At 71.5% G+C, this 24,889-nt stretch carries 14 protein-coding genes; 10 read left to right on the top strand and 4 right to left on the bottom strand.

Translation table 11 applies throughout. The features are described 5' to 3' along the window. Positions 1–26 precede the first annotated feature (26 nt). On the bottom strand, positions 27–1,775 hold the full coding sequence (locus ACIOGX_RS36675) for a 3-hydroxyacyl-CoA dehydrogenase family protein (RefSeq protein ID WP_384774214.1): 1,749 nt from the start codon (positions 1,773–1,775) through the stop codon (positions 27–29). Further along, positions 1,772–3,124: a crotonyl-CoA carboxylase/reductase gene (gene ccrA / locus ACIOGX_RS36670; protein ID WP_356517852.1), complete on the bottom strand. Its 1,353-nt coding sequence runs from the start codon at positions 3,122–3,124 to the stop codon at positions 1,772–1,774. Before ccrA ends, ACIOGX_RS36675 begins: the two co-directional genes overlap by 4 nt. A gap of 210 nt (positions 3,125–3,334) precedes the next feature. Here ccrA and ACIOGX_RS36665 point away from each other — a divergent pair, with 210 nt between their 5' ends. Both ACIOGX_RS36665 and ACIOGX_RS36660 read left to right on the top strand, forming a co-directional pair. Next, positions 3,335–4,099: a thioesterase II family protein gene (locus ACIOGX_RS36665; RefSeq protein WP_356517853.1), complete on the top strand. Its 765-nt coding sequence runs from the start codon at positions 3,335–3,337 to the stop codon at positions 4,097–4,099. Beyond that, positions 4,096–5,115, top strand: a complete 1,020-nt coding sequence (locus ACIOGX_RS36660) for a beta-ketoacyl-ACP synthase 3 (RefSeq protein WP_356517855.1) — start codon at positions 4,096–4,098, stop codon at positions 5,113–5,115. Before ACIOGX_RS36665 ends, ACIOGX_RS36660 begins: the two co-directional genes overlap by 4 nt. 517 nt (positions 5,116–5,632) lie before the next feature. On the opposite strand, the gene ACIOGX_RS36655 is transcribed toward ACIOGX_RS36660, so the two are convergent. Both ACIOGX_RS36655 and ACIOGX_RS36650 read right to left on the bottom strand, forming a co-directional pair. Then, the gene (locus ACIOGX_RS36655) at positions 5,633–6,091 is read right to left on the bottom strand and encodes a nuclear transport factor 2 family protein (RefSeq protein WP_401919067.1); all 459 of its coding nucleotides are present in this window, start codon (positions 6,089–6,091) and stop codon (positions 5,633–5,635) included. A 68-nt stretch (positions 6,092–6,159) separates the two neighbouring features. Continuing rightward, positions 6,160–6,294 (bottom strand): hypothetical protein, encoded by a 135-nt coding sequence (locus tag ACIOGX_RS36650; RefSeq protein WP_356517859.1) that lies wholly within the window; start codon positions 6,292–6,294, stop codon positions 6,160–6,162. A 362-nt stretch (positions 6,295–6,656) separates the two neighbouring features. On the opposite strand from ACIOGX_RS36650, the gene ACIOGX_RS36645 reads away from it, so the two are divergent. The 8 genes from ACIOGX_RS36645 (at position 6,657) to ACIOGX_RS36610 (ending at position 24,884) form a co-directional block, all read left to right on the top strand. Further along, entirely contained in the window at positions 6,657–7,613 is a 957-nt protein-coding gene (locus ACIOGX_RS36645) for an aromatase/cyclase (protein WP_356517861.1), read from the top strand. A 214-nt stretch (positions 7,614–7,827) separates the two neighbouring features. Continuing rightward, complete coding sequence (locus tag ACIOGX_RS36640; RefSeq protein ID WP_383972762.1) at positions 7,828–10,296, top strand: FkbM family methyltransferase; 2,469 nt, start codon at positions 7,828–7,830, stop codon at positions 10,294–10,296. Positions 10,297–10,312: 16 nt separating this feature from the next. Then, on the top strand, positions 10,313–11,164 hold the full coding sequence (locus ACIOGX_RS36635) for a 3-hydroxyacyl-CoA dehydrogenase family protein (protein ID WP_401919064.1): 852 nt from the start codon (positions 10,313–10,315) through the stop codon (positions 11,162–11,164). Between the two features lie 49 nt (positions 11,165–11,213). Further along, positions 11,214–11,468 (top strand): phosphopantetheine-binding protein, encoded by a 255-nt coding sequence (locus tag ACIOGX_RS36630; RefSeq protein ID WP_356517867.1) that lies wholly within the window; start codon positions 11,214–11,216, stop codon positions 11,466–11,468. A gap of 20 nt (positions 11,469–11,488) precedes the next feature. Further along, positions 11,489–12,640 carry an acyl-CoA dehydrogenase family protein gene (locus ACIOGX_RS36625; protein WP_356517869.1) on the top strand — a complete coding sequence of 384 codons (1,152 nt, stop codon included), beginning with the start codon at positions 11,489–11,491 and terminating at the stop codon, positions 12,638–12,640. Continuing rightward, a complete protein-coding gene (locus tag ACIOGX_RS36620; protein WP_401919061.1) occupies positions 12,637–13,677 on the top strand; it encodes an HAD-IIIC family phosphatase in 1,041 nt (346 codons plus the stop codon). Before ACIOGX_RS36625 ends, ACIOGX_RS36620 begins: the two co-directional genes overlap by 4 nt. 61 nt (positions 13,678–13,738) lie before the next feature. Beyond that, entirely contained in the window at positions 13,739–24,010 is a 10,272-nt protein-coding gene (locus ACIOGX_RS36615) for an amino acid adenylation domain-containing protein (protein WP_401919059.1), read from the top strand. Then, complete coding sequence (locus tag ACIOGX_RS36610; RefSeq protein ID WP_401919057.1) at positions 24,003–24,884, top strand: alpha/beta fold hydrolase; 882 nt, start codon at positions 24,003–24,005, stop codon at positions 24,882–24,884. Before ACIOGX_RS36615 ends, ACIOGX_RS36610 begins: the two co-directional genes overlap by 8 nt. The last annotated feature ends 5 nt before the right edge of the window (positions 24,885–24,889 follow it).

Genomic DNA, 24,889 nt, shown 5'->3' with positions numbered 1-24,889 from the left:
ACGGGGCCCCCGGGCCGGGGAAACGGTCAGCGAGGCGGGGCCGGGGTGCGCAGCCCCCGCCCGTTCTTGCGGCCCAGCAGTCCCGCGGCCACCAGCTCCTCCAGGGCGGCGGCCGGCTCGTACTCGGGCGTCTCGAAGCACGCGTACAGCCGGTTCTGGATGGCGAGCGAGACATCGAGGCCGATGGTGTCCAGAAGCGCGAACGGGCCCATGGGGTAGCCGAATCCGGACCGGATCGCGTGGTCGGTCTCCTCGATGTCCACGTCGTGCCGCTCCAGCAGGGCGAGGGCCGCGCCGAGGTAGGGGAAGAGCAGACTGTTGACGATGAAGCCGGTACGGTCCGGGCACGCCACCGTCGTCTTGCCGAGGGTGCGGCAGAAGGCACGGGCCGTGGCCAGGACCTTCTGGTCCACCGTTCCGGTGTGCGCCAGCTCCACCAGTCTCATCACCGGCGCCGGGTTGAAGAAGTGGATTCCCACGACATCGGCCGGGCGGCCGGACGCCTCGGCGCAGGCGGCGACGGAGAGACTCGACGTGGTGGTGGCCAGTACGGTGCCGGGAGCGCAGACCTCGCCGAGCGCCGCGAACATCGCGTGCTTGACGCCGGTGTCCTCGGCGACCGCCTCGATCACCAGATCACAGCCGGCCAGTGCCGCCATGTCATCGGTGCCGGTGAGGAGTTCACGGGTTGATGCCCTGGCCTGCGAGGTGACCCTGCCCCGCCGCACGGCCCGGGTGAGGGACTCCCCGACGGCCTCCAGCGCCTGGCCGGCCTTCTCCGCGGTGCGGGCCACGAGGACCGTGGGGTACCCGGCGCCGGCCGTGACCTCGGCGATACCGCGTGCCATCGCGCCGGAGCCGAGCACACCCACCCGCCGTACGGGCGCGACGTCCGTGTCGCCGGGGCCGTCGGCCGCACAGCCGATCACGGCACCGGTCTCGTCGTACGCGTAGAACCCGTCGCCGTTCGTGCGGCCGAGCCGTCCGGCCGCGACCATCCGGCTGAGCAGCGGGGCGGGTTCGAAGGCGCTGTCGCCGGTGCGCCGCCACAGCTCGGTCAGCGCGGTGTGCGCGGTCCTGAGGCCGATGCGGTCGAGCGTCTCCAGGGGGCCCGCCGGCAGTCCGCAGCCGAGCCGCATGGCGGTGTCGATGTCGTGCTGGGTGGCGTACCCCTCGTCGAAGAGGATGACGGCACGGTTGAGGAACCCGAGAATCAGCGCGGTGGCGTCGGCGGCGGGCCGGGCGCCGACCGCGACCGGGGTGAGCCCGGCCGATGCCACCAGCGCGTCCACGGCGGCGGCGGTGTCCGGGGAGGTCAGAGCCGTCCGTACCGGTTCGACGGGGCCGCCGGCGACGGGAGGGGTGAACAGCCGCAGCCCCGCGACGTCGCCCGGCCGGCCGGTGGCGAGGGCCAGACGCGCGACGGACAGCGCCGCCGTGGTGGTCACCACCGGGGTGCCGGGCGGACAGACCGCGGCGATCCTGCCGAGCACGTCGCTCTTGACCGCCGGGTCGTCCGGTACCGCCTCGATGACCAGGCCGGCCGTGCGCAGTGCCGTGTGGTCGGCGGTGAAGGTGACGCCGGGGCGCGCCGGGCCGTCCTCGGCGGCGAGGGCGGCCTTGAGCCGGCCGGCGGCCCGCGCCAGGACGTCGAGGTCGCTGTCCACGGCGACGACGGTGTGACCCGCGCGGTGCAGCAGATGCAGGAGGGCCTCGCCCGTCGAGCCCAGGCCGACGATGCCCGTCACGGGTGTGGTGGTCTGTCGCGCAGTCATGAGGTCCGCGCCTCCTCTTGCCGGAAACGGTTGATGGCGTCGATGTGCTTCTCGCGCAGTTCCTCGTTCCGCACACCGAGCCCCTCGCGCGGGGCCAGCGCCAGCACACCGACCTTGCCCTGGTGGAGATTGCGGTGGACCTCGTACGCGGCCTGGCCGGTCTCCTCCAGCGGATACGCCTTCGACAGCGTCGGGTGGATCCTGCCCTTGGCGACGAGCCGGTTGGCCTCCCACGCCTCGCGGTAGTTGGCGAAGTGGGAGCCCACGATCTTCTTCAGCGACATCCACAGATAGCGGTTGTCGTACTCGTGCTTGTAACCGGACGTGGAGGCGCAGGTGACGATCGTGCCGCCCTTGCGCGCCACGTACACGCTCGCGCCGAAGGTCTCGCGGCCCGGGTGCTCGAAGACGATGTCGACGTCCTCGCCACCGGTGAGTTCACGGATACGCGTGCCGAACCGCTTCCACTCGCGCGGGTCCTGGTCGTGCTCGTCCTTCCAGAACCGGTACCCCTCGGCGCTGCGGTCGATGATCGCCTCGGCGCCCATCCTCCGGCAGATCTCCGCCTTCTGTGCGCTGGAGACGACACAGATCGGGTTGGCGCCGCCGGCCAGCGCCAGCTGCGTGGCGTACGAGCCGAGTCCGCCGCTCGCGCCCCAGATCAGCACATTGTCGCCCTGCTTCATCCCCGCGCCGTTGCGCGAGACGAGCTGGCGGTACGCGGTGGAGTTGACCAGTCCGGGGGACGCGGCCTCCTCCCAGCTCAGGTGCTCGGGCTTGGGCATCAGCTGGTTCGACTTCACGAGCGCGAGCTGCGCCAGGCCGCCGAAGTTGGTCTCGAAGCCCCAGATGCGCTGCTCGGGGTCGAGCATCGTGTCGTTGTGGCCGTCCGAGGACTCCAGCTCCACCGACAGACAGTGCGCGACGACCCGGTCGCCGGGATGCCAGGCGTTGACGCCGGGGCCGGTGCGCAGCACCACGCCCGCCAGGTCGGAGCCGAGGACGTGGTACGGCTGGTCGTGGCGGGCGGCGCCCGGGAACCGCCTGGCGTACCGCTCCAGGAATCCGAAGGTCGGCAGCGGCTCGAAGATCGACGACCACACGGTGTTGTAGTTGACGGCACTGGCCATGACGGCGACCAGGGCCTCGCCCGGACCCGGCTCCGGGGTCGGCACATCCTGCAGATGAAGTGACTTGCGCGGATCCTTGTCCGCGCAGGACATTCCCTCGAACATGCCGGTGTCCTCCTTGCGGACAACGGCGCCGCGGTAGCTCTCCGGGAGCCGAAGACCCGCGAAGTCCCGCGGCGTCGCGTCCTCGGAGAGAAGGGCACTGATGATCTCGTCCACGTCAATTCCCTGATTCTCTTCAGAGCCCAGGAGGGCGAAGCCGGCCACTGTTGAGCAGCGTGGGACACGGCACCGCCGCAGGGCACCCCTGTCCGCCCCCTCTGAACGCGCACGCCGGGCCTAGGGGCCGGTTAGGGGAAGCCCCGGGGTGGTGCGCGCGGCCATCCTGGGCCCCTATCGCGGCTCCACACGGATCGGCTAGGAGAACTCATGACGGGAATCCCCGACAGCCCCTGGTTCAGGAACTACCGTCCCGCTCCGGACGCGCCCGTACGTCTGGTCTGCCTGGCGCACGCCGGTGGCTCGGCCAGCTTCTACTTCCCGGTGGCGCGGGAGCTCTCGCCGCAGGTGGAGGTCCTGGCCGTCCAGTACCCCGGCCGGCAGGACCGCCGCACCGAGCCGGCCGTCACCGACCTGGAGACGCTGGCCGACCGGATCGCCGGGGCGCTGGGGCCGTGGACGGACCGGCCCTACGCGCTGTTCGGGCACAGCATGGGCGCCGTTGTCGGCTTCGAGGTGGCCCGTCGGATGGAAGCGGCGGGCGCAGGCCCCGCCGAACTGTTCGTCTCCGGCCGCAGCGCCCCCTCGCTGGACCGCGGCGACGCCTGGCAGCCGGGCACCGACGAGGAGGTCGTCGCGGAGATCCGGAAGCTGAACGGAACCGGAGGCGCGCTGCTCGACGACGAGGAGACACTGCGCATGATCCTGCCCGCGCTGCGCGCCGACTACGGGGCGGTGCGCGGCTACCGCTACCGCCCGGGGCCGGCCCTGGACTGTCCCGTCACCGCGTTCACCGGCGACCAGGACCCCAAGGCACGCGTCGAGGACGTACAGGCATGGGTGAACCACACCCGGTCCGGGTTCGGCCTGAGGGTCCTGCCCGGCGGGCACTTCTTCCTCGTCGGGGAACAGGACGAGGTGCTCCGCACGGTCCGCGAGCGGCTGGCCGGGACACGAGTGGCGGTGCCGGCATGACCGTGTACTCGCCCGCCCCGAGCGGCACCGGGATCATCGGCACCGGCTCCTACCTGCCCGAACGGATCGTCAGCAACGAGACGGTCGCCGTCCGGGCCGGGGTCACCCCCGAATGGATCGAACGCAAGACCGGCATCCGGGAGCGGCGCTACGCCGCGGACCACGAGGCCGCCTCCGATCTCGCGGCCGAGGCCGCCGTGCGGGCCCTGGCCGACGCCGGGGCGCGGCCGGAGGACCTCGCCTGGATCATCGTCGCGACCTCCACCCCCGACCATCCGCAGCCGGCCACCGCCGTGTTCGTGCAGCACCGCCTCGGCGCACGCCGGGCGGCGGCCTTCGACGTGAACGCCGTGTGCGCCGGCTTCATCGCCGCGCTGCACACCGGTTCCCGGCTGCTGGCCGTGCCCGAGACCGACGGGCGGCGACGCCTGGCGCTCGTCATCGGCAGCGAGGTCTACTCACGCATCATCGACCCCCAGGACCGCAGGACCGCACCGCTGTTCGGGGACGGGGCGGGTGCCGTGGTGCTCGGACCGGTGCCCGAGGGCCGCGGGCTCCTGGGCACGGGCATGCGCACCGACGGCCATCTGCACGGGCTGATCGGTGTCACCGCGGGCGGCAGCAGGCAGCCCGCGTCGGAGAAGACCGTCGCCCGCGGCGACCACTTCTTCCGCATGCAGGGCCGCGACGTACGGGACTTCGTGGAGCGGGAGCTGCCGGACGCCGTCACGGGCACCCTCGACGCCTTCGGGGTGAGGGCCGACGAGGTCGACCACTTCGTCCCCCACCAGGCCAACGGGGAAATGCTGCGGAGCGTGGCCGGCGGGCTCGGACTGACCTCGGCACGCGTCCACCTCCCGGTGGAGCGGCACGGGAACACCGGGGCCGCCTCGATACCGCTGGCACTGGACGACGCCCGCCGCGCGGACGGGCCGTCCGACGGCGACCTGGTGCTGCTGGCGGGGTTCGGCGGCGGAATGACGGTGGGCACCGGTCTGCTGCGCTGGGGCCGCTGACGGACACCCGCGGGCCCCGCTCCCTCCGCGGGAACGACGACGCCTCGCGAGCTGGGGCCGCTGACGGACGTCCGCGGGCCCCGCTCCCTCCGCGGGAACGACGACGCCTCGCGGACGGCCTTCGGCAGCGGTCATCCGGCCGCCGCCCCCATCCCGTTTCCGGCGGCCGGGACGGCAGGGCGCCGGAGCACCGTGCCGGCGCGCCTCCTGCTCCCGGCCCGGTTCGTCACCCGGCGGCCGCGCACACCACCTGCGACACGTCCCGTCGCTGCCCGGACAGCGGGCGGCGCCCACGCAAGGCCGGCCGGCCGGGGCTCACCCGGCTCCGGGCCCCGCGCGAGACGGGCCCCGGCCCGTACCGATCTGCTGGACGCCGAGCGGCCGGTGCCCGACCCGCACCGCGCGCGCCCGCGCGGAGGAGCGCGGCACGGCGCCCGCCGAACCGCCGGACATCCCGGCGCTGTCGCGCGAGATGTCCGGGCACCACGGCGGCCGGCCCGCCATGCCTGACGTGACGTCAGAAAGACTGGTGGTCGGGGGTGATGCGCCGCTCACGCGTGCGCAGCTCCCCGTCCTCGTACACCAGCACATCCTCCACCACACTGCTCGGCGCGATGACCGGCGCCGGGTCCCAGGGGCGGCTGACCATCACCAGCGTGTAGTAGTGCGTGACCAGGGAGCCGTCCGGCCCCGGGTCCACGCGCAGCATGTTGTACCAGTGCCGGCGCTGCACCGGCTCGGTGCCGAAACGCCGGGCGTGCGCGGCGCGCAGCGCCGCCGCGATGGCCTCGCGGCCGTGCACCGGCGGGAGGCCGGGTGACGGCGCGAACACCCCGTCCGCGGTGAACGTGGCGGCGAACTCCTCCGCCCGCAGCTCGTCGAGCAGCCGGACCTGCCGGGCGTAGAACTGCTGGACCTCCACATAGAGCGCGGTCCGGTCGGTGCCGAGCCGCGGCTCGGTCGCATACGTCGTCATGCTGGATCTCCTTCTCTCAAGGCCCTGTGGGTCCGGTCCGGCTGTTCCTCGGCCGGGGTCGTTGCGGTTCACGACGCGGTGACGGGCGCGCCACTCGCCGCGCGGGCGGACGAGCACGTCCTCACGACGGCTTCGGCCTCGAAGTCGGCTTCGGCCGCGGTGTCGGCTTCGGCCGCGGTGCGGCCGAGCATCCCGGTGGTCATGTGACCGGCCCTCCGTTCCCTCGGATACGGACACTCTCTGTGGCACGGATCGAGCGCTCTTCGAAGATTCCTCAAGCGCCCCGGCCGAACGTGTGAACCGCGGCCTGTGGAACGGCAGCCGCACACCGACCGGCCGGAAGGGGAACGGGCCATGCCGCACGTCGCCTTTCCGGACCTTCCACCGGACGCTCTGCCGCACGGGCCGGCCGTACGGCGGCCCCGACGGCATCGCCGTACGGAGCGGCGTCGCCCCTGTCCCCGCCCCGGTCTTTCGCCGGCCGCCCCGATCACCGCCCTGGGCGCTCGACGTCTGCGGCGGACCGGGCACATTTCTGGATCTGTGAGGAAAGAGGTGATGTGTGGTGCCGGGTGAGCGTGTGCACCGTACGGCGCATTCGGTGGAGGTGGCCGCACCGGCGGGGGTCGTCTACGGACTGATCTCCAACGCGGTGCAGTGGCCGCTGTTCCTCCCCCCGAACGTGCACGTGGAGCGGCTGGAGTTCGACGGGCGCAACGAACGGCTGCGGATGTGGGCGACGGCCAACGGGCAGATCCGTTCGTGGATCTCACGGCGCGTGCAGGACCCGCAGGCGCGGCGGATCGACTTCCGCCGGCAGCACCCGCAGGCCCCGGTCGAGACGATGAACGGGACCTGGACCGTCGAGGAGCGGGCCGGCGGCACCAGCCTGCTGACCCTGCGCCACGACTTCACGGTGCACGGCGACCGGCCCGAGGACGTGGCCTGGGTGGAGCTGGCGACCGACACCAACTCGGGTGCGGAGCTGGACCATCTGAAGCGGCTGGCCGAGCGCTGGACCCGGCTCGACCAACTCGTCCTGTCCTTCGAGGACGCGGTACGGGTCAAGGGCCCGGCCGAGCTGGTCTACGACTTCCTGTACCGGGTGAGTGACTGGCCCGCGCTCGTCCCGCACGTGGCACGCCTGGAACTGACCGAGGACACCCCCGGTGTCCAGGTCATGGCGATGGACTCCCGCACCGCGGACGGCCCGGCCCACATCACGGAGTCGGTACGGGTCTGCTTCCCGCACGCGGGCCGCATCGTCTACAAGGAGACCACCACCCCCGCGCTGATGGACGCGCACACCGGTGAGTGGTCGGTGCTGCCCGACGAGTCCGGCGTGACGGTCGTCTCCCAGCACAGTGTGGTGCTGCGCGAGGAGGCCATCGAGAGCGTGCTCGGCGAGGGCGCGGACCTGGCTCGGGCCCGCCGCTATGCGCGCGAGGCACTCGGCCGGGACTCCACGGCCACCCTCAACCTGGCCAAGCGGCACGCGGAGTCCGCGATCCGCGTCCTGTGACCGGCGCCTTCGCACCACAACAGCCCTCCACGTCCTGACCTTTTCCGCCGAATCGACACGGAACGCCCGGCATGGTCGGGCGTCCACCACTGCTCCGGTCCCGCTCTAGCCGCCGCCGTGAAAGTTGCTGCGACGGACTTCCTCGAAGGGGCACGGAGCGGCAGCAGTGGGCGCTCGACTCTTTCCGGCCAGCCGAGAGACCTCTAGGAGAGGCATGAGCCCCAACACGATCACAGCCGAGGAGACACACGACCGGACGGTCCCGCCGTCCGACGGGCCGGTGCTGTGGCACCTCGCCCTGGTCAGCGGCGCCAGCAGCACATCCCTGGACGCCGGACTGGCCGGGATCAAGGCCCGGTTCACCGCCTCCCCGGCCCACGAGGACGTCCCCGTGCGGATACGGACCCTGGGCACCGCCCAGGGCGGCCACCGCGGCGCCGTGCTGGCCGGTGAGGGCGGAGCGACGGAACTGGGCGCCAAGACACCCGCCCAGGCCACCGCGTCCGTCGCCTTCATGTTCCCCGGCCTCGGCGACCACTACCTCGACATGGGCCGCGACCTGTACCGCGACTTCCCGGTATTCCGGGACGCCGTCGACAACTGCGCCGACGTCCTCGCCCCCGAACTGGGCCTGGACATCCGCGAGGTCGTCTTCCCCGGCCCGACGCCCGGGACACACACCGCCCCGGTCGTCGACCTGCGCCGCATGCTCGGCCGCGACGAGGCCCCGCAGAGCGAGAACGAGCGCAGACTCAACGCCACCCGCTTCGCCCAGCCCGCGCTCTTCGTCATCGAGTACGCCCTGGCCAGGCTCTGGGAGTCCTGGGGCGCCCGGCCCTCGATCATGATCGGCTACAGCCTCGGCGAGTACGTCGCGGCGACCCTCGCCGGCGTGCTGTCCCTGAAGGACGCGCTGACCCTGGTGGCCCGCCGCGCCGCACTCATCGACACCCTGCCGCAGGGCGCCATGCTCGCCGTGATGCTTCCGGAGGAGCGGGTCCGCCCGCTGCTCGGCGCCGACGTCTCGCTCTCCGCCGTCAACGGCACCGAGTTCTGCGTGGTGGCCGGCCCGGTGCCCGCCGTCGAGGCACTGGAGCAGGGCCTCACCGGACAGGGCGCCGTCCACCGCCGGGTGCAGTCCACCCACGCCTTCCACTCCTCGATGATGGAGCCCATCGCCGACGAGGTGACCGAGCTGGCGCGGACCCTGACCCTGAACACGCCCCGCATCCCGTACATCTCCAACGTCACCGGCCGGATCATCACCGACCAGGAGGCCACGGACCCCGGCTACTGGGCCCGCCACCTGGTCAGCCCGGTCCGCTTCGCCGACGGGCTGAACGCCCTCGGCGCCGCCGACCTGCTGCTGGAGACCGGCCCCGGCCAGACGCTGAGCAGCATGGCCACCGTGGCCCGCGGCAGCGCGGCCGGCACCATCGTCGCCTCCATGCGCCACCCGCTGGAGAGCCGGTCCGACTCGGCCGTGGCACTCAAGGCCCTGGGCAGGCTGTGGCTCGCCGGCGCCGACATCGACTGGGCCGGCTTCCCCGCCTCCGAGCTGGACATCGTGGCCGACGGCGCCGCGACGGCCGTCCGGGACACCGGCGAGCACACCTCCACCGCCACCGAGCAGGAGCTGCACGGCCTGTGGGCCAGGCTCCTGAAGACCGAACAACTGCCCCGCGACGCCAGCTTCTTCGAGGTCGGCGGCAACTCGCTGCTCGCCACCCGGCTGATCCTGCGTATCAAGCGGGCCTTCGGCGCCGAACTGTCGCTGCGCCAGGTCTACGAGTGGGCCACCCTGTCCCGGATGGCGGCCGCGATCGACACCCTGCGCGCGGGCGGCGAGCTGGCCCGGCCCCAGGAGGGCTCCTCGCACACCGGCAACTCCCTGGCCCGCTTCACCCTGCCCAACGGCCTGACGGTGTCCCACCAGAACGAGGCGGAGACCCGCCACTTCTACGAGGACATCTTCGAGCACCGCACCTACGCCAAGAACGGCATCCGCCTCCCGGACGGTGCCACGGTCGTTGACGTCGGCGGCAACATCGGCCTGTTCACCCTCTTCGCCCACTACGAGGCGAAGGACGTACGGGTCTTCACCTTCGAGCCCGCGCCCCCGATGTTCGAGCTGCTGAGCCGCAATGTCGCCGAGCACGGCGTCAACGCCCGGCTCTTCAACATCGGCATCTCCGACACCGAGGCCGAGGCGAACCTCACCTTCTACCCGCGCAGCTCCGGCATGTCCTCCTTCCACCCCGACGACGCGGAGGAGAAGCACAACCTGCGCACCATCATCGCCAACCAGCAGAAGACCGGCGCCGACGCCGAGGTCGCCGAACTCATCTCGTCCGACGAGCTCCTCGACGTCCGCTTCGAGGCGATCGACTTCACCGCCACACTGCGCCCGCTCAGCGCCGTCATCCGCGAGCAGGGCATCGAACGCATCGACCTGATCAAGATCGACGTGCAGAAGAGCGAGCGCCAGGTCATCGACGGCATCGCCGACGAGGACTGGCCCAAAATCCAGCAGATGGTGCTGGAGGCGCACGACGCGGACGGCGAGGTCGCCCGCCTGGTCGCGCTGCTGGAGGGCCGCGGCTTCACGGTCAGGGCGGAACAGGACGAACTGTACGTCGGCACGGACATCCACAACATCTACGCCGTTCGCGGCGCACGGTAACGGAGTCGCAGACATCATGGAATTCACGACGGCAGGAGTCGTCGGCGCGGGCGTCATGGGCGTCGGCGTCGCACAGAATCTCGCGCAGACCGGCCACCAGGTGGTCCTCGTCGACATCTCCGACGAGGTCCTCGACCGCGCACGCCAAGAGCTCCGCAACGGCCTGCGCGCCTACACCCTGCTCAACAGGGGCCCGGCCGTCGACCCGGCGGAGATCTTCGACAGGATCGAGTTCACCACCGACGACGAACTCCTCGCCAAGGCCGACTTCATCGTCGAGAACGTCACCGAGGACTGGGACATCAAACAGCAGGTGTACGAGCGGATCGACCGCATCGTGCGCCCCGGCGTGGTCTTCGCCGTCAACACCTCGGCGATCTCCATCACCCGCGTCGCCTCGGCGACCACGCGCCCCGAGCGGGTCGTCGGCATGCACTTCATGAACCCGGTGCCGATGAAACCGATGGTCGAGGTCATCCGCGGCCACCACACCACACCCGAAACCATCGACACCGCCCGCCGCTTCCTCGCCGGCATGGGCAAGGAGTGCATCGTCGTCGAGGACGTGCCCGGCTTCGTCTCCAACCGCGTCCTGATGCTCACCATCAACGAGGCCGCCTTCCTGGTCCAGGACGGTGTGGCACCCGCGGCCGACATCGACCGGATCTTCAAAAGCTGCTTCGGCCACACGATGGGCCCGCTGGAGACGGCCGACCTGATCGGCCTCGACACCATTCTGAAATCCGTCGAGGTGCTCTACGAGAGCTTCAACGACAGCAAGTACCGGCCCGCCCCGCTGCTCAAGAAGATGGTCGCCGCCGGCCTGCTCGGCCGCAAGAGCGGCGAGGGATTCCACCCGTACCGCTGACCGGACAGACACCCGGCGCCAACCCCACGACAACAGGACGGAAGACAACATGAGCACCGACAACAGGGCAAGGATCGCGGCCTACCTCTCCCGCTTCTTCCCGGTCCAGGACCTCAAGGACGACGACGACATCTTCGCCCTCGGCTTCGTCAGCTCGATGTTCGCGATGCAGCTCGTCTCCTTCGTCGAGCACGAATTCGGCATCACGGTGGACAACGAGGACCTGGAACTGGAGTACTTCCGCTCCATCGACGCCCTCGACGCGTTCGTCGCACGCAAACTGGCCGTCCCGGTCCCGCAGTAGGACGAGCGGACACGACGACGATGACCGCAGCGCTCACCGCCCAGCAGGCACAGGCCCAGAAAGAATTCCGGGCCTTCGCCGACCGCCACATCGCCCCCCACGCCGACGAGCACCACCGCACCCAGCGCACCCCGCCGCGGTTCATCCGGCTCCTCGCCGACCAGGGCCTGCTCGGGCTGCCCGTTCCCCAGGCGTACGGCGGCGGCGGCAGCGACGCGGTCACCCTCGGCCTGCTCGCCGGCGAACTCGGCCGGGCCTGCTCCTCCCTGCGCAGCCTGCTGACCGTCCACACCATGGTGGCGCACGCCGTCAACCGCTGGGGCAGCCGCACCCAGAAAGAGACCTGGCTGCCCCGGCTGGCCCGCGGCGAGCTGACCGGCGCACTGGCCGTGTCCGAGCCGGGCGCCGGCAGCGACGCCTCCGCCGTGACCACCCGGCTCGTCCGCGACGGCGACCACTGGGTGGCCGACGGCCACAAGACATGGACGACATACGGGCACAGCGCCGACCTGTTCCTGGTCGTCGGCCGCTCCGAGGAAGGCCCCACGGCCCTGCTCGTGGAACGCGACACCCCCGGCCTGCGGACCGAACTGATCGAGGACATGATCGGCATCCGGGCCTCCATGACGGCCCACGTGTACTTCGACAACTGCCGTATACCGGCCGGCAACCTGCTGGCCCGGCCCGGTCTCGGGGTGTCCCACGTGACCGGCGCCGCCCTCGACCTCGGCCGCTACACCGTCGGCTGGGGCTGCGTCGGCATCCTCGACGCCTGCCTGGAGGCGAGCGTCGACTACGCCTCCACACGGGAGCAGTTCGGCTCTCCCATCAAGGACCACCAGCTCATCCGACGCATGATCAGCAACATGTACACCGACGCCCGCGCCGCCAGACTGCTGTGCCTGGAGGCCGGACGGCTGCGCGACCAGCGCGACCCCGGCGCGCTCGCCGCGGCCTCGACGGCCAAGTACTTCGCCGCCACCGCCGCCGGCCGCGCCGCGGCCGACGCCGTACAGATCCACGGCGCCAACGGCTGCAGCTCCGACTACCCCGTCCAGCGCTACCTCGGCGACTCCCGGGTCATGGAGATCATCGAGGGCAGCGCACAGCTCCACCAAGTGGGCCTTGCCGAGTACGCGTTCCAGGAACGCGGACCGAGGAGTGAGCGATGACGACGACAACCCTCAAGACCGTCAAATGCGTGGTGTGGGACCTCGACAACACCGTATGGGACGGGGTGCTCCTCGAGGACGGCGACGTCACACTGCGCCCCGCCGTCGTGGAGGTGATCCGCACACTCGACGAGCGCGGCATCCTCCACTCGATCGCCAGCCGCAACGACCACGACACGGCCCTGGCCAAACTGGAGGAGTTCGGCATCGCCGAATACTTCCTCCACCCGCAGATCCACTGGGGCAGCAAGTCGGACTCCGTCCAAGCCGTCGCCGAGGCGTTCAACATCGGCATCGACACCCTGGCCTTCGTCGACGACCAGCCCTTCGAACGCGACGAGGTCGCCTTCGCCCACGCACAGGTCCTGTGCATCGACGCCCTCGACGTCCCGCACCTCCCCGGCCTGCCCGAGATGCGGCCCCGCTTCGTCACCGCCGACTCCCGCGAACGCCGCCACCTCTACCGCGCCGACGCACAGCGCAAGCGGGCCCAGGACACCCACCAGGGCACCGACGAGGACTTCCTCGCCTCCCTGCGCATGCGCTTCACCATCGCACCCGCCCAGGAACGCGACCTCCAGCGCGCCGAGGAACTCACCGTACGCACCAACCAGCTCAACGCCACCGGCTACACCTACTCCTACGAGGAGCTCGACGCCTTCCGCCGCTCACCCGGCCACGACCTGCTCGTGGCCGGACTGGAGGACACCTACGGCACCTACGGCAAGATCGGCCTCGCCCTCGTCGAACGCGGCGACGACGCCTGGACCGTGAAGCTCCTCCTCATGTCCTGCCGGGTCATGTCACGGGGCGTCGGCTCCGTCCTGCTCAACCACCTCATCCGCAGCGCCCACGACGCGGGCGTGCGGCTGCGCGCCGAGTTCGTGCCCACCAGCCGCAACCGCACCATGTTCGTCACCTACAAATTCTCCGGCTTCCGCGAGACCGCCAGGAACGGTGACGTGTCCGTCCTCGAACACGACGGCACCCACGTGCAGGACTTCCCGCCGTACATGGACGTCACGGTCGAGCACTGACCACGGACCCGCACACCCGACACACCGCCACCGCACTGCCGGAGAGGGACGGAAAGCAGAGATGAACGCCCAAGCCAACGAGGAGCGACTGCGGCGGGCCATGGCTGCCGTCCTGCAACTCCAACAACGCAACGCGGAAATCGAGAACCAGCGCCACGAGCCGGTCGCCATCGTGGCCATGGCCTGCCGGCTGCCGGGCGGGGTCACCACTCCGCAGGACTACTGGGACCTCCTCGCCGGGGAACGGGACGCGATCGGCCCCCTGCCCTCACGCTGGGAAGCCTTCGACCTGTACGACCCCAATCCCGCTGCCCTGGGCAAGAGTTACGCGCGCGAGGGCGGATTCCTCGACGGCATCGAGCAGTTCGACGCGGGGTTCTTCGGCATATCGCCGCGCGAGGCGCAGTCGATGGAGCCCCAGCAGAGGGTCGTCCTGGAGACGTCCTGGGAAGCGATGGAGCGGGCCGGACTGCGGGGCGACCAGTTCAAGGGAAGCCGCACCGGCGTCTACATAGGCGCGATGCGCCCCGACTACGAGACGATCCGCACCGACCTGGAACTGCTCGACGGCTACCAGGGCACCGGCGTATCGGGCAGCGTCATCTCCGGCCGCGTCTCGTACGCCCTGGGCCTGCAGGGCCCCGCGGTGACGGTGGACACCGCGTGCTCGTCGTCGCTGGTCGCGATCCACCTGGCCGTCACGGCGCTGCGCAACGACGAATGCGACATGGCCCTCGCCGGAGGCGTGACGGTCATGAGCTCTCCCGGGATGTTCGTGGAGTCCAGCCGGCTCGGAGCGATGTCCCCCGACGGGCGGTGCAAGAGCTTCTCGGCCGGCGCCGACGGCGGCGGCTGGTCCGAGGGCGCGGGCATCCTCGTCCTGAAGCGGCTCTCGGCCGCGCAGCGGGACGGCGACCGGGTGCTCGCGGTGATCCGCGGCAGCGCGGTGAACCAGGACGGCCGCAGCCAGGGACTCACCGCCCCCAACGGCCCGGCACAACAGCGGGTCATCCAGGACGCGCTCGCCGCCGGCCGGCTCACACCGTCCGACATCGACGCGATCGAGGCACACGGCACGGGCACCCCCCTGGGCGACCCGATCGAGGCGGGTGCGCTCGCGGAGGTGTTCGGCCCGGGGCGTACCGCGGGAACACCGGTGTACCTCGGATCCTCGAAGTCCAACATCGGGCACAGCCAGGCCGCCGCCGGTGTCACCGGCGTCATGAAGATGGTGCTCGCGCTCCAGAACGACACCCTGCCCAGAACCCTGCACGCCGAGCAGCCGAGCCCGCACATCGCCTGGGAGGGCAGCGGTCTCGAACTCCTCCAGGAGGCACGCCCCTGGCGCCGGGGCGAGCGCACCCGCCGCGCGGGCGTATCGGCCTTCGGTATCAGCGGCACCAACGCGCACGTGGTGCTGGAAGAGGCCCCACCGCCCGAGGACACGGCACCCGAACCGCGGCACGAACCCCGGGACGGCCTGCCGGCCGCGCTGCCCCTGGTGCTGTCGGGCCACGACGAGCAGGCACTGGGCGCACAGGCCGAACGCTGGGCCGCGTGGCTGACGGAGCACCGCGACGTGCCGCTCGCCGACGTGGTGCGCACGGCGGCCCTGCAGCGCTCGCACCTGGAGACCCGGGCCTCCCTGCTCGTCTCCGGCCACGAGGACGCCGCCGACGCGCTGCGGGCACTGGCGCAGGGGTTCCCGAACGCCGACACGGTCACCGCCACGGCACGGGAGCGCGGCAAGGCCGTGTTCGTCTTCCCGGGCCAGGGCAGCCAGTGGGCCGGCATGGGCCGGGCACTGCTCGCCGAGTCCGAGGTGTTCCGGCAGGCGGTGGAGAACTGCGACGCCGCACTGAAGCCGTGGACCGGCTGGTCGGTGCTGGACCTGCTGCGCGGGGAGACGGACGAGGACCTGCCGTCCCCGGACCGGATCGACGTGCTCCAGCCCGCACTGTTCGCGGTCATGATCGGCCTGGCCGAGCTCTGGGCGTCGCTGGGCGTGAAGCCCGCCGCCGTGGTGGGCTCCAGCCAGGGCGAGGTCCCGGCCGCGGTGATCGCCGGCGCGCTGTCCCTGGAGGACGGCGCACGCCTCACGGCGCTGCGCTCCCAGGGCCAGCTGCGGGAATGCAGCGGCCGGGGCGCCATGGCACTGGTCGAGATGCCGCTCGCCGACGTCGAGGAACTGATCGCCCCGTACGGCGGAACGCTCTCGGTGGCCGTGGTCAACACCCCCACCTCGACGGTCGTCTCCGGCGACGTGGCCGCGGTCGAGTCGCTCCTGGAGGAGCCGGCGCTCCGCGACGTGTTCAGCCGCCGCATCCAGTCCGACACGGCAGGGCACAGCACCCACGTGGACCCGGTCCTGCCCTGGCTGGCCGAGCAGCTCCGGGACCTGGAGGCGCGCCCCTCGGCCGTCCCCTTCTTCTCCACGGTCACGGGCGGCCTGCTCGACGGGGCGGAACTCGACGCCGCCTACTGGTGCCGCAACGTCCGCGACACCGTCCGCATGGACCTGGCGCTGCGCGAACTGGTGGACGGCGGCCACGACGTCTTCATCGAGATCAGCCCGCACCCGGTCCTCGGCATGGCACTGGCCGGCGCGACCGCGGACACGCGCGGCGCGGTCGCCGGCAGCCTCCACCGTGACCGCGGCGGACTGTCCCAGCTCCTGCGCTCACTGGGCGCCCTGCACGTCCAGGGGTACCCGGTCGACTGGAGCCGCGCCCTGGGCGGCGTTCCGGCCGCCGTCGCGGCGGACCTGCCGACGTACGCGTTCCAGCGCCAGTACCACTGGGCCGACCTGCCGCCCGCGGTGTCCGGCCCGCGCCCGGCCGCCGGGACACCCAAACGCGACATGGCACGAGACGGTGCCCGGCCCCGCAAACCCGCCGGGCTGCGCGGGCGGCTCGCCGCACTCGCGGACCACGAACAGCTCGGCGTCCTGACCGACGTCATCCGGCGCGAGGCCGCGACGGTGCTCGGCGCCACCGAACCCGTACCCGCGGACAAGCGCCTCCAAGAACTCGGCCTGGACTCGATCATGGGCCTCCAGCTGCGCAACCGCCTGTGCGACCTGACGGGCAGCATGCTCGCGACGAATCTCGCCTTCACGCATCCCACGGCCGAAGACCTCGCCGCCCATCTGCTGTCGGACGTCCTCGCCGCGGCCGGCGACGAATCGGCCCTACCGCCTCTGGAGCGGGCCGAGGCCCGTGACGTCCACCCGGCCACCGAAGGACAGCGCCGTCTGTGGTTCCTGGAACGGATGAACCCCGGATCGGCCCAGTACAAGGTGGCGATGCGGATCCGGACCGCCAGGCCGCTCGACCACGCCACCCTGACCCGTTCACTCGAATGGATCGTCGCCCGGCACGAGGCGCTGCGCACCGGTCTGGAGATGCGGGACGACGAGCTCGTCCAGGTCGTGCACACGCACGTGCCGGCCCCCGTCGTCTTCGAGGACCTGCGCGACCCCGGCGCCGGCACGCTGGAGGAGCACATCCACCACGAGGAGCAGGAGCCGTTCGACCTCGGTGGCACCTCGCTGTTCCGCTGCCGTGTCCTGGAGCCGGCGGCGGACGACCAGGTGGTGTGCTTCAGCCTGCACCACGCCGTCACCGACGGCTGGTCGCTCTCGCTCTTCCTGATGGAACTCTTCCACGCCTACGAGGAGTTCCTGGCGGGACGTCAACCCGCCCCGGAGCAGGCCGAGTTCCACCTCGGGGACTACGCGGCCTGGGAACAGCGCAGCATCGCGGAGGGCCGCTTCGAAGAGGCGCTGCACTTCTTCGGCACCGAGATGGCGGGCGTGGAGCGGCTGGAGTTCCCGCCCGGCCCGGACAGCGTTGCCGAGGGCGCCGAAGGCGGCGACACCCTCTACTTCACCGTCCCGGCCGGCCTCCGGGCCGAACTGGAGGCGCTCGCCGCCCGCACCTCGGTCACTCCGTACACCGTGCTGGTCAGTGCCTTCGCCACCCTGCTCGCACGCTCCACCGACCAGTACGACTTCGCCGTCGGCACCGTCTGGTCGAACCGTCAACTCCCCGGCCTGAGCGGGACCTTCGGCTTCCTCGCCAACACCCTGCCGCTGCGCTGCGACCTGTCGGGGGACCCGCGGTTCGAAGAACTGCTGGCCTCGATGTCCCCCCGCGTCAGGGGCGTGTTCGAGCACCAGAACGTTCCCCTGACCGAGGTCGTCCGCGCGGTCGCCGGTCCACGCACCGGCGACGAGAACCCGCTCTTCCGCGCCGTCTTCAACTACGGCGGCGCCGCCATGCCCACCGTGGGCGAGGGCGACGCCGTGTGGCACCTGCCCCCGGCCGGCAGCCTCGCGGGCAACGTCCGGGGCGCCTCCAAGTTCGAGCTCGGCATCACCCTCATCCCCTGCGGGGACGAGCTGCGGGGCGAGTTCGAGTACCAGGGACATGTGATCGACCGCCCGGCCGCGCAGCGCATGGTCGACAACTTCACCACTCTCCTCGAATCGGCCGTCCGGGAGCCGGACCGTCCGCTCAGCCGCCTCCGGCTCCTCGCCGACGAAGAGCTGCGCTGGCTGGTCGAACGCGGTGGCCGCGTCACCCCGCACGCCCCCGGCACGGTGTCCGCCCTGCAACTGGTCTGGGACCAGGTCCGCCGGACCCCCGACGCCGTGGCGCTGATCTCGGACGGGCAGGAGCTGACCTACCGGCAGATGGCCTGGCACGCCTCCGCCCTGGCGGACAAGCTGCGCGCCGCCGGCGTCGGCCCCGAGACCCCTGTGGGGGTCCATCTGCCCAGGTCCTCCCAGCTCGTCGTCTCGGCCCTCGCCATCTGGCTGGCCGGCGGCGCCTATCTGCCGGTGGACCCCGGCTACCCGCAGGCACGGGTCGCGTACGTCATCGAGGACAGCGGCATCGAGGTGGTCATCACCCGGGCCGGCACCGAAGCGGACCTGGCCGGCACCGCCACCCGGGTCCTGCTCAGCGACGGCCTCCACGACGCGCCCGTCCCCGACGGCGACGCGCTCCCGGAGATCATCCCTCCCTCGCTCCGCGACCTGGCCTACGTCATCTACACCTCGGGCTCGACCGGCAGGCCCAAGGGCGTGCAGATCGAGCACAGCCAGTTCGTCAACTTCTGCCACGCGGTCGACGAGCGGATCGGGGGCGGCACCGGTGACACCTGGCTCGCCGTCACCAGCCCGTCCTTCGACATCTCGACCGTGGAACTGCTCTGGACACTGACTCGCGGCTACCGCGTGGTGATCGCGCAGGGCAGCGTGGGGGAGTGGCCCTCCTACCGCACCTACGCGCCCACGCACCTCCAGTGCACCCCCTCGCTCGCCCGGATGCTCCTCGCCGACTCCGCCGGCCGGAGCCTGCTCCGGGGCCTGGACCGGATGATCGTCGGCGGCGAGGCGCTGGACCGCGGCCTCGCGGCCAGGCTCATGAACACCTGCCGGGGCGGACTCACGAACATCTACGGCCCCTCCGAGACGACCGTCTGGTCCACCACCTGGCACGCCGGGCCCGGCGAGGTGTCCCTGGGCGACGCCGTGCGCAACACCAGCCTCTACATCCTCGACCGCAACGGGGCCCGGGTGCCCCGCGGCAGCCGCGGCGAGCTCTTCATCGGCGGTCTCGGCGTCACCCGCGGATACCTGAACCGCCCGGAGCTCACGGCGGAGCGATTCGTGCACGACCCGTTCACCGAGGCGGACGGCGCCCGCATGTACGGCACGGGAGACGTCGTCCGCTACCGCGAGGACGGCAGCCTGGAGTACTGCGGCCGGGGCGACGCCCAGATCAAGCTGTACGGCCACCGGATCGAGCTCGGCGAGATCGAGGCGGTCGCCGGGGAACACCCCGCCGTCGCCGAATGCGCGGCCGTGGTGCGCAGGGACGAGGACAGCGACCCCAGGCTCTGCCTGTACTGGGTCCGCGGCGACAGCGCCGGGGGCGTGGACGACGACGAACTGCTCCGCTACTTCCTGGCCAGGGTGCCGTCCTACATGGTGCCCTCGCAGCTCGTCGGCATGGACGAACTGCCGCACACCCCCAACAAGAAGGTGGACCGCAAGGCCATCCTGGCGCTGCCGGCACCCGGCCCCGCAGCCGCCCCGGCACCCCGGGACGCTGACGACTCGCTGGAGAGCCTCGTCTCCCGGGCCTGGGCGGAGGTGCTCAACATCGCCCGGGTGGACCGCGACCGCGGCTTCTTCGAGCTGGGCGCCAGTTCGATGACCGCGCTCCGGGCGCACAGGACGATCTGCGAAGGACTGGGCCGGGAGTTCCCCCTCTCCGCGCTCTTCCGCTATCCGACCGTCCGGCAGCTGTCCGCCTTCCTGGGCGGCGCGTCGCAGGCCACCGCCCCCGGCCAGGCCGCGGCACGCCCGGCTCCGGCCGCCGACGAGGCGGTCGCGATCGTCGGGTTCGCCTGCCGGCTCCCCGGCGCCCCGGACGCCGACACATTCTGGACCAACCTCAAGAACGGCACGGAGTCGATCCGGCGGTTCACCCCCGAGGAGCTCAGGGCGGCCGGGATCGGCGACGACACCCTGTCCGACCCCGACTACGTACCGGCCAAGGGCTTCGTCGAGGGCGCCGCCCTCTTCGACGCGGAGTTCTTCGACTGCTCGCCCGCCGAGGCCGAGACGATGGACCCGCAGCACCGGCTCTTCCTGGAATGCGCCTGGCAGGCCCTGGAACACGCGGGCCAGGTCCCGCAGGACTTCGACGGCGCCATCGGTGTCTTCGCCGGTGCCGGCCAGGGCGGATACCGCAGCAGTGACGACGCCACCGAGATGTCGGACTTCTACCGCACGATGGTCGGCACGAAGAACGACTTCCTGGCCACGAGGGTCGCCCACAAGCTGAACCTGCGGGGGCCCGCCCTGACCGTCCAGACGGCCTGCTCCACCAGCCTCGTGGCCACGCACCTGGCCCGGGAGAGCCTGCTGCGCGGCGAGTCGGACATCGCCCTGGCGGGAGGGGCCTCGCTCACCTACCCGCTGGAGCACGGCTACTTCCACCAGGAAGGCCTGGTGTTCTCGCCGGACGGCACGTGCCGGGCGTTCGACGCCGACGGGGCGGGCACGGTTCTCGGCAACGGCGTCGGAATCGTCGTGCTGCGTCGCCTCTCCGACGCACTGGCCTCGGGGGACACGGTCTACGCGGTCATCCGCGGCAGTGCGATCAACAACGACGGGTCCAACAAGGTCGGCTTCACCGCGCCCAGCGTTGACGGCCAGGCACGTGTCATCGCGACCGCCCAGGCCGACGCGGGCGTGAGCGCGGACACCATCGGATACATCGAGGCGCACGGCACCGGGACCACCCTCGGGGACCCGATCGAGGTCCAGGCCCTGCAACAGGTGCTCGCGGCGGCCGGCCGCACCGAGCCGTGCGCACTGGGCTCGGTGAAGACCAACATCGGACACACGGATGTGACAGCGGGAGTTGCCGGTCTCATCAAGGCCGCGTTGTCCCTCCACCACCGGCAGCTGGTGCCGAGCCTGAACTTCGACAAGCCGAACCCCGAGATGGAACTCGACCCGGAACTCCTCTACGTCAACACCGAGCTGAAGCACTGGGCACAGGCACAAGGCCCGCGCCGCGCGGGAGTCAGCGCCTTCGGCCTCGGCGGTACGAACGCGCACGTGATCCTCGAAGAGGTCCCGGTGACGCAGGACACGCAACCGTTCCCGCCCGAGGACACACGGCCGCTGCCGGTGGTGGTGTCGGGGCGTGACGAGGCCGCGCTGCGGGAACAGGCCGGACGCTGGGCGTCCTGGCTGTCGGGCCGTGAGGACATCCGCCTGGCGGATGTGGCGGTGACGGCTGCCCGCCACCGTTCGCATTTCGAGTCGCGGGCGAGTGTGGTGGCGGCCGACACCGCCGGGCTGATCGAGGCGTTGGAGGCGCTGGCCGGGGGCCGCTCGCACGACGCGGTCGTCACCGGCTCCGCGGAGCGGCGCGGGAAGGTCGTCTTCGTCTACCCCGGCCAGGGCTCGCAGTGGGCCGGCATGGGCCGTGAACTCCTCGCCACGAGCGGGGTGTTCGCCGAGACGGTCGACGCGTGCGACGCGGCGCTGAGGCCGTTCACGGGCTGGTCGGTACGGGAAGTCCTCACCGGAACCGAAGACGACCACCCGCTGCTCGACCGGACCGATGTGGTCCAGCCGGCCCTGTTCACGATGGGCGTGGCCCTGTCCGCGCTCTGGCGCTCCCTGGGCGTGGAGCCCGCGGCGGTCGTGGGCCATTCACAGGGCGAGGTCGTCGCCGCGGTGGTCAGCGGCGCACTGTCGCTGGAACAGGGCGCGCAGATCATCGCCCAGCGCTCCCAGACCGTCCTCGTCCGCGACGGACAGGGCGGAATGGCGCTCGTGGAACGTCCGGTCGCGGAGGTGGAGGAATTCCTCGCCCCGTACGGCGACGCCCTGTCGATCGCGGCGGTCAACAGCGCGGGATCCACCGTGATCTCGGGCCGGTCGGACGCGATCGAACAGATCGTCTCGGAGCTCCAGGAGCGGGACGTCTACGCCCGCAGGATCAAAGCCGGCTACGCCTCCCACAGCGCCCAGATGGACCCGATCCTGCCGGACCTCGCCTCGAAGTTCGAGGGCCTGGTGCCGCGGCGCGCGGACATCGCGTTCTACTCCACGGTGACCGGCGAGGTATCCGACGGGACGGAACTGGACGGCGGCTACTGGTGCCGCAACCTGCGCGAGCCCGTCCGCTTCGACCGCGCCCTCAACCGGCTCCTGGACGACGGCCACACCGTCTTCGTCGAGATCTCCGCGCACCCGGTGCTGGCCATACCGCTCACCGACGGCAGCGCGGAGCGTGGCGGCATCGTCGTCGGCTCCCTCACCCGCGACCACGGCACCACCACCCAGCTCCTGCACAACCTCGGCCTGCTGCACGCCCAGGGCCACGACATCGACTGGGACCGGGCTCTCGGCCTCGAACCGGGCGAAGGATCCCTGCTGAACCTGCCCACGTACGCCTTCCAGCGCGAGCACTACTGGAAGGAGGCACGGCGGTCGACGCGGACCTTCGGCACCGAGGCGGGCGAGGCACTGCGCAACGCCGTCGGCACCGGCGACGTCACCGAGGTCATGGAAGCGCTGCGCGCCCCCGAGAACCTCAAGGACAGCGTCGCGGACGTCCTCCCGCTCCTGGAGGACTGGTTCAGGAAGCACACGGAGAACACCGACGCGCAACGGCAGGGGACCGCGTCCAGGGGCCGCCGGACCGGCCTGCGCGAGCGGCTGGCCACGATCGCCGGGCACGACCGGCCGGCGGCGATGCTCGAACTGGTCGTCCAGGAGGCGGCCTCGGCCATCGGCGTGCCGAGCGATGACATCATCACCGGTCAACCCCTGTTCCAGCTCGGAGTGGACTCGCTGGTCGCGGTCGGCCTGCGCAGCCGTATCGCCCGCGCGACCGGTCTGACCGTCCCCGTACAGGTCATCCTGGGCGAGACGGGCTGCCAGGGCATCGCCGAGCACCTGGCCGACGGTCTGGCCGGGGACCGGGACGCGACCGGCGGAGAGGGGCAGGGACGCTGGCTGCGGACCCTGAAGCCCGCCGCCGAGCCGACCGCCCGGATCGTCTGCGTCGCCGGAGGCGGCGGAACGACCGCCGGCCATGTGCCCCTGATCCGGCACATCCCGGACGGCGTCGAACTGCTCGGCGTGCAGATGCCGGGCCGGGAGAGCCGGGCGGCCGAGGCCCCCGCGACCTCCATGCGGGACGTGGTGGCGGCGATCACCGCCGAACTGACCAACCGCGCACCCGTGCCGACCGTCGTCTACGGCCACAGCCAGGGGTCGTGGATGGCCTGGGAACTGGCACACGCCCTCTCGGCCCTGCCGGAACCGCCCCCGGTCACGTTCGTACCGGCGTGTGCGCTGCCGCCCTTCGTGGAGATGCCGCCGGCGATGCAGCGGATGGAGGAACTGGCCAAGACCCTCGACCAGGCCACCACCGATGAACTGGCCGTCGCCTTCAAGGGAATCCTGCCCGACGACATCCTGGCGAACGCCGAGCTCCTCACCACGTACAGCACCGCGCTCCACCACGACGCGACCCTGTCGATGAATCATCGGGACTCACTGGTCGGTGACGGCCGGGCCCGTCTCCGCATCCCTGTCGTCGCCGTCGCCGCGAAGGACGATCCCGTGCTTCCCGAGGGGACGACACAGGGCTGGCAGAACCTGACGGACGGGGAGTTCGCGCACCACGTCATCGACGGCAGCCACGCGGCTCCGATCGAGAACAGCGAAGCGATGGCCGCAGAACTCGTGGCGGCGATACAGAAAGGCATGGGAGAGAAGAATGTCTGAGGCAGTCCGGCCGGACGGTGCACGGATCCACTACGAGGTGCACGGCGAAGGCTTTCCCGTGCTGCTGCTGGCCCCCGATGCAGTGGGCAGCCGGATCGAGTCGTGGGAGGAGAACTTCTTCCACCCGGTACGTGAACTGTCGCGGCACTTCAAGGTGATCGCGATGGACCAGCGCCACGCCGGCCGCAGCGCCGCGCCCGCCGTCCCCTTCTCGTACGAGCAGACGGTCGCCGACCAGCTCGCCGTGCTCGACGAGGTCGGGGCCGGGCAGGCACACGTGGTGGCCGCCGGGTTCGGCTGTGTGCACGCCTGGCGGCTGGCACACGACGCGCCGGACCGGGTGCGGTCGGTGGTGGCCCAGGAACCGGCGGGCCGCGACGGCACCAACACCCTGGGGGACTTCTTCGGCCTCTTCGACCCGGCGATGAGGCTTCCGCGCGCGGCCGGTTTCGACGACCCGGAGACGGAAGGTCTCGGCGCGGTCTTCGAGGCCGCCGCCCGGGACGGCGTCTTCGACCGGAACCCGGAGGCCGGACCGTTCGCACAGCGGCTGCACGACGACAGCGCATTCCGGAAGGAGATCCTCGCCTTCCGGCGCGAGAAGTACGTCACGCTGCTGGTGCGGTTCCGTGACGCGATCTTCCCGGACGGCCGTGACCACTTCTCCGTCCCCGACGAGTGGATCGGCGAGTTCCCCGCCCCGCTGCTGGTACTGCCGGGCAGCTGCCTGCACCGTCCCGAGGCCCTGGCCGGGCGGATCGCCCTGGAGGCCCCCGAGGCGACCCTCCTCGATCCGGGCTTCGCCGCACCCGAGCGGCGTGCGAAGACCGTGGCATCGATCGTCGAGTTCCTGCTGAAGAACAACCCGAGCTGAAGGAA

This window comes from Streptomyces sp. NPDC088147, from assembly GCF_044741565.1.
In the GTDB taxonomy this organism is placed as follows: domain Bacteria; phylum Actinomycetota; class Actinomycetes; order Streptomycetales; family Streptomycetaceae; genus Streptomyces.
The sequence above is the reverse complement of the archived record's forward strand: the minus strand, read 5'-3'. Positions and strand labels throughout refer to the sequence as shown.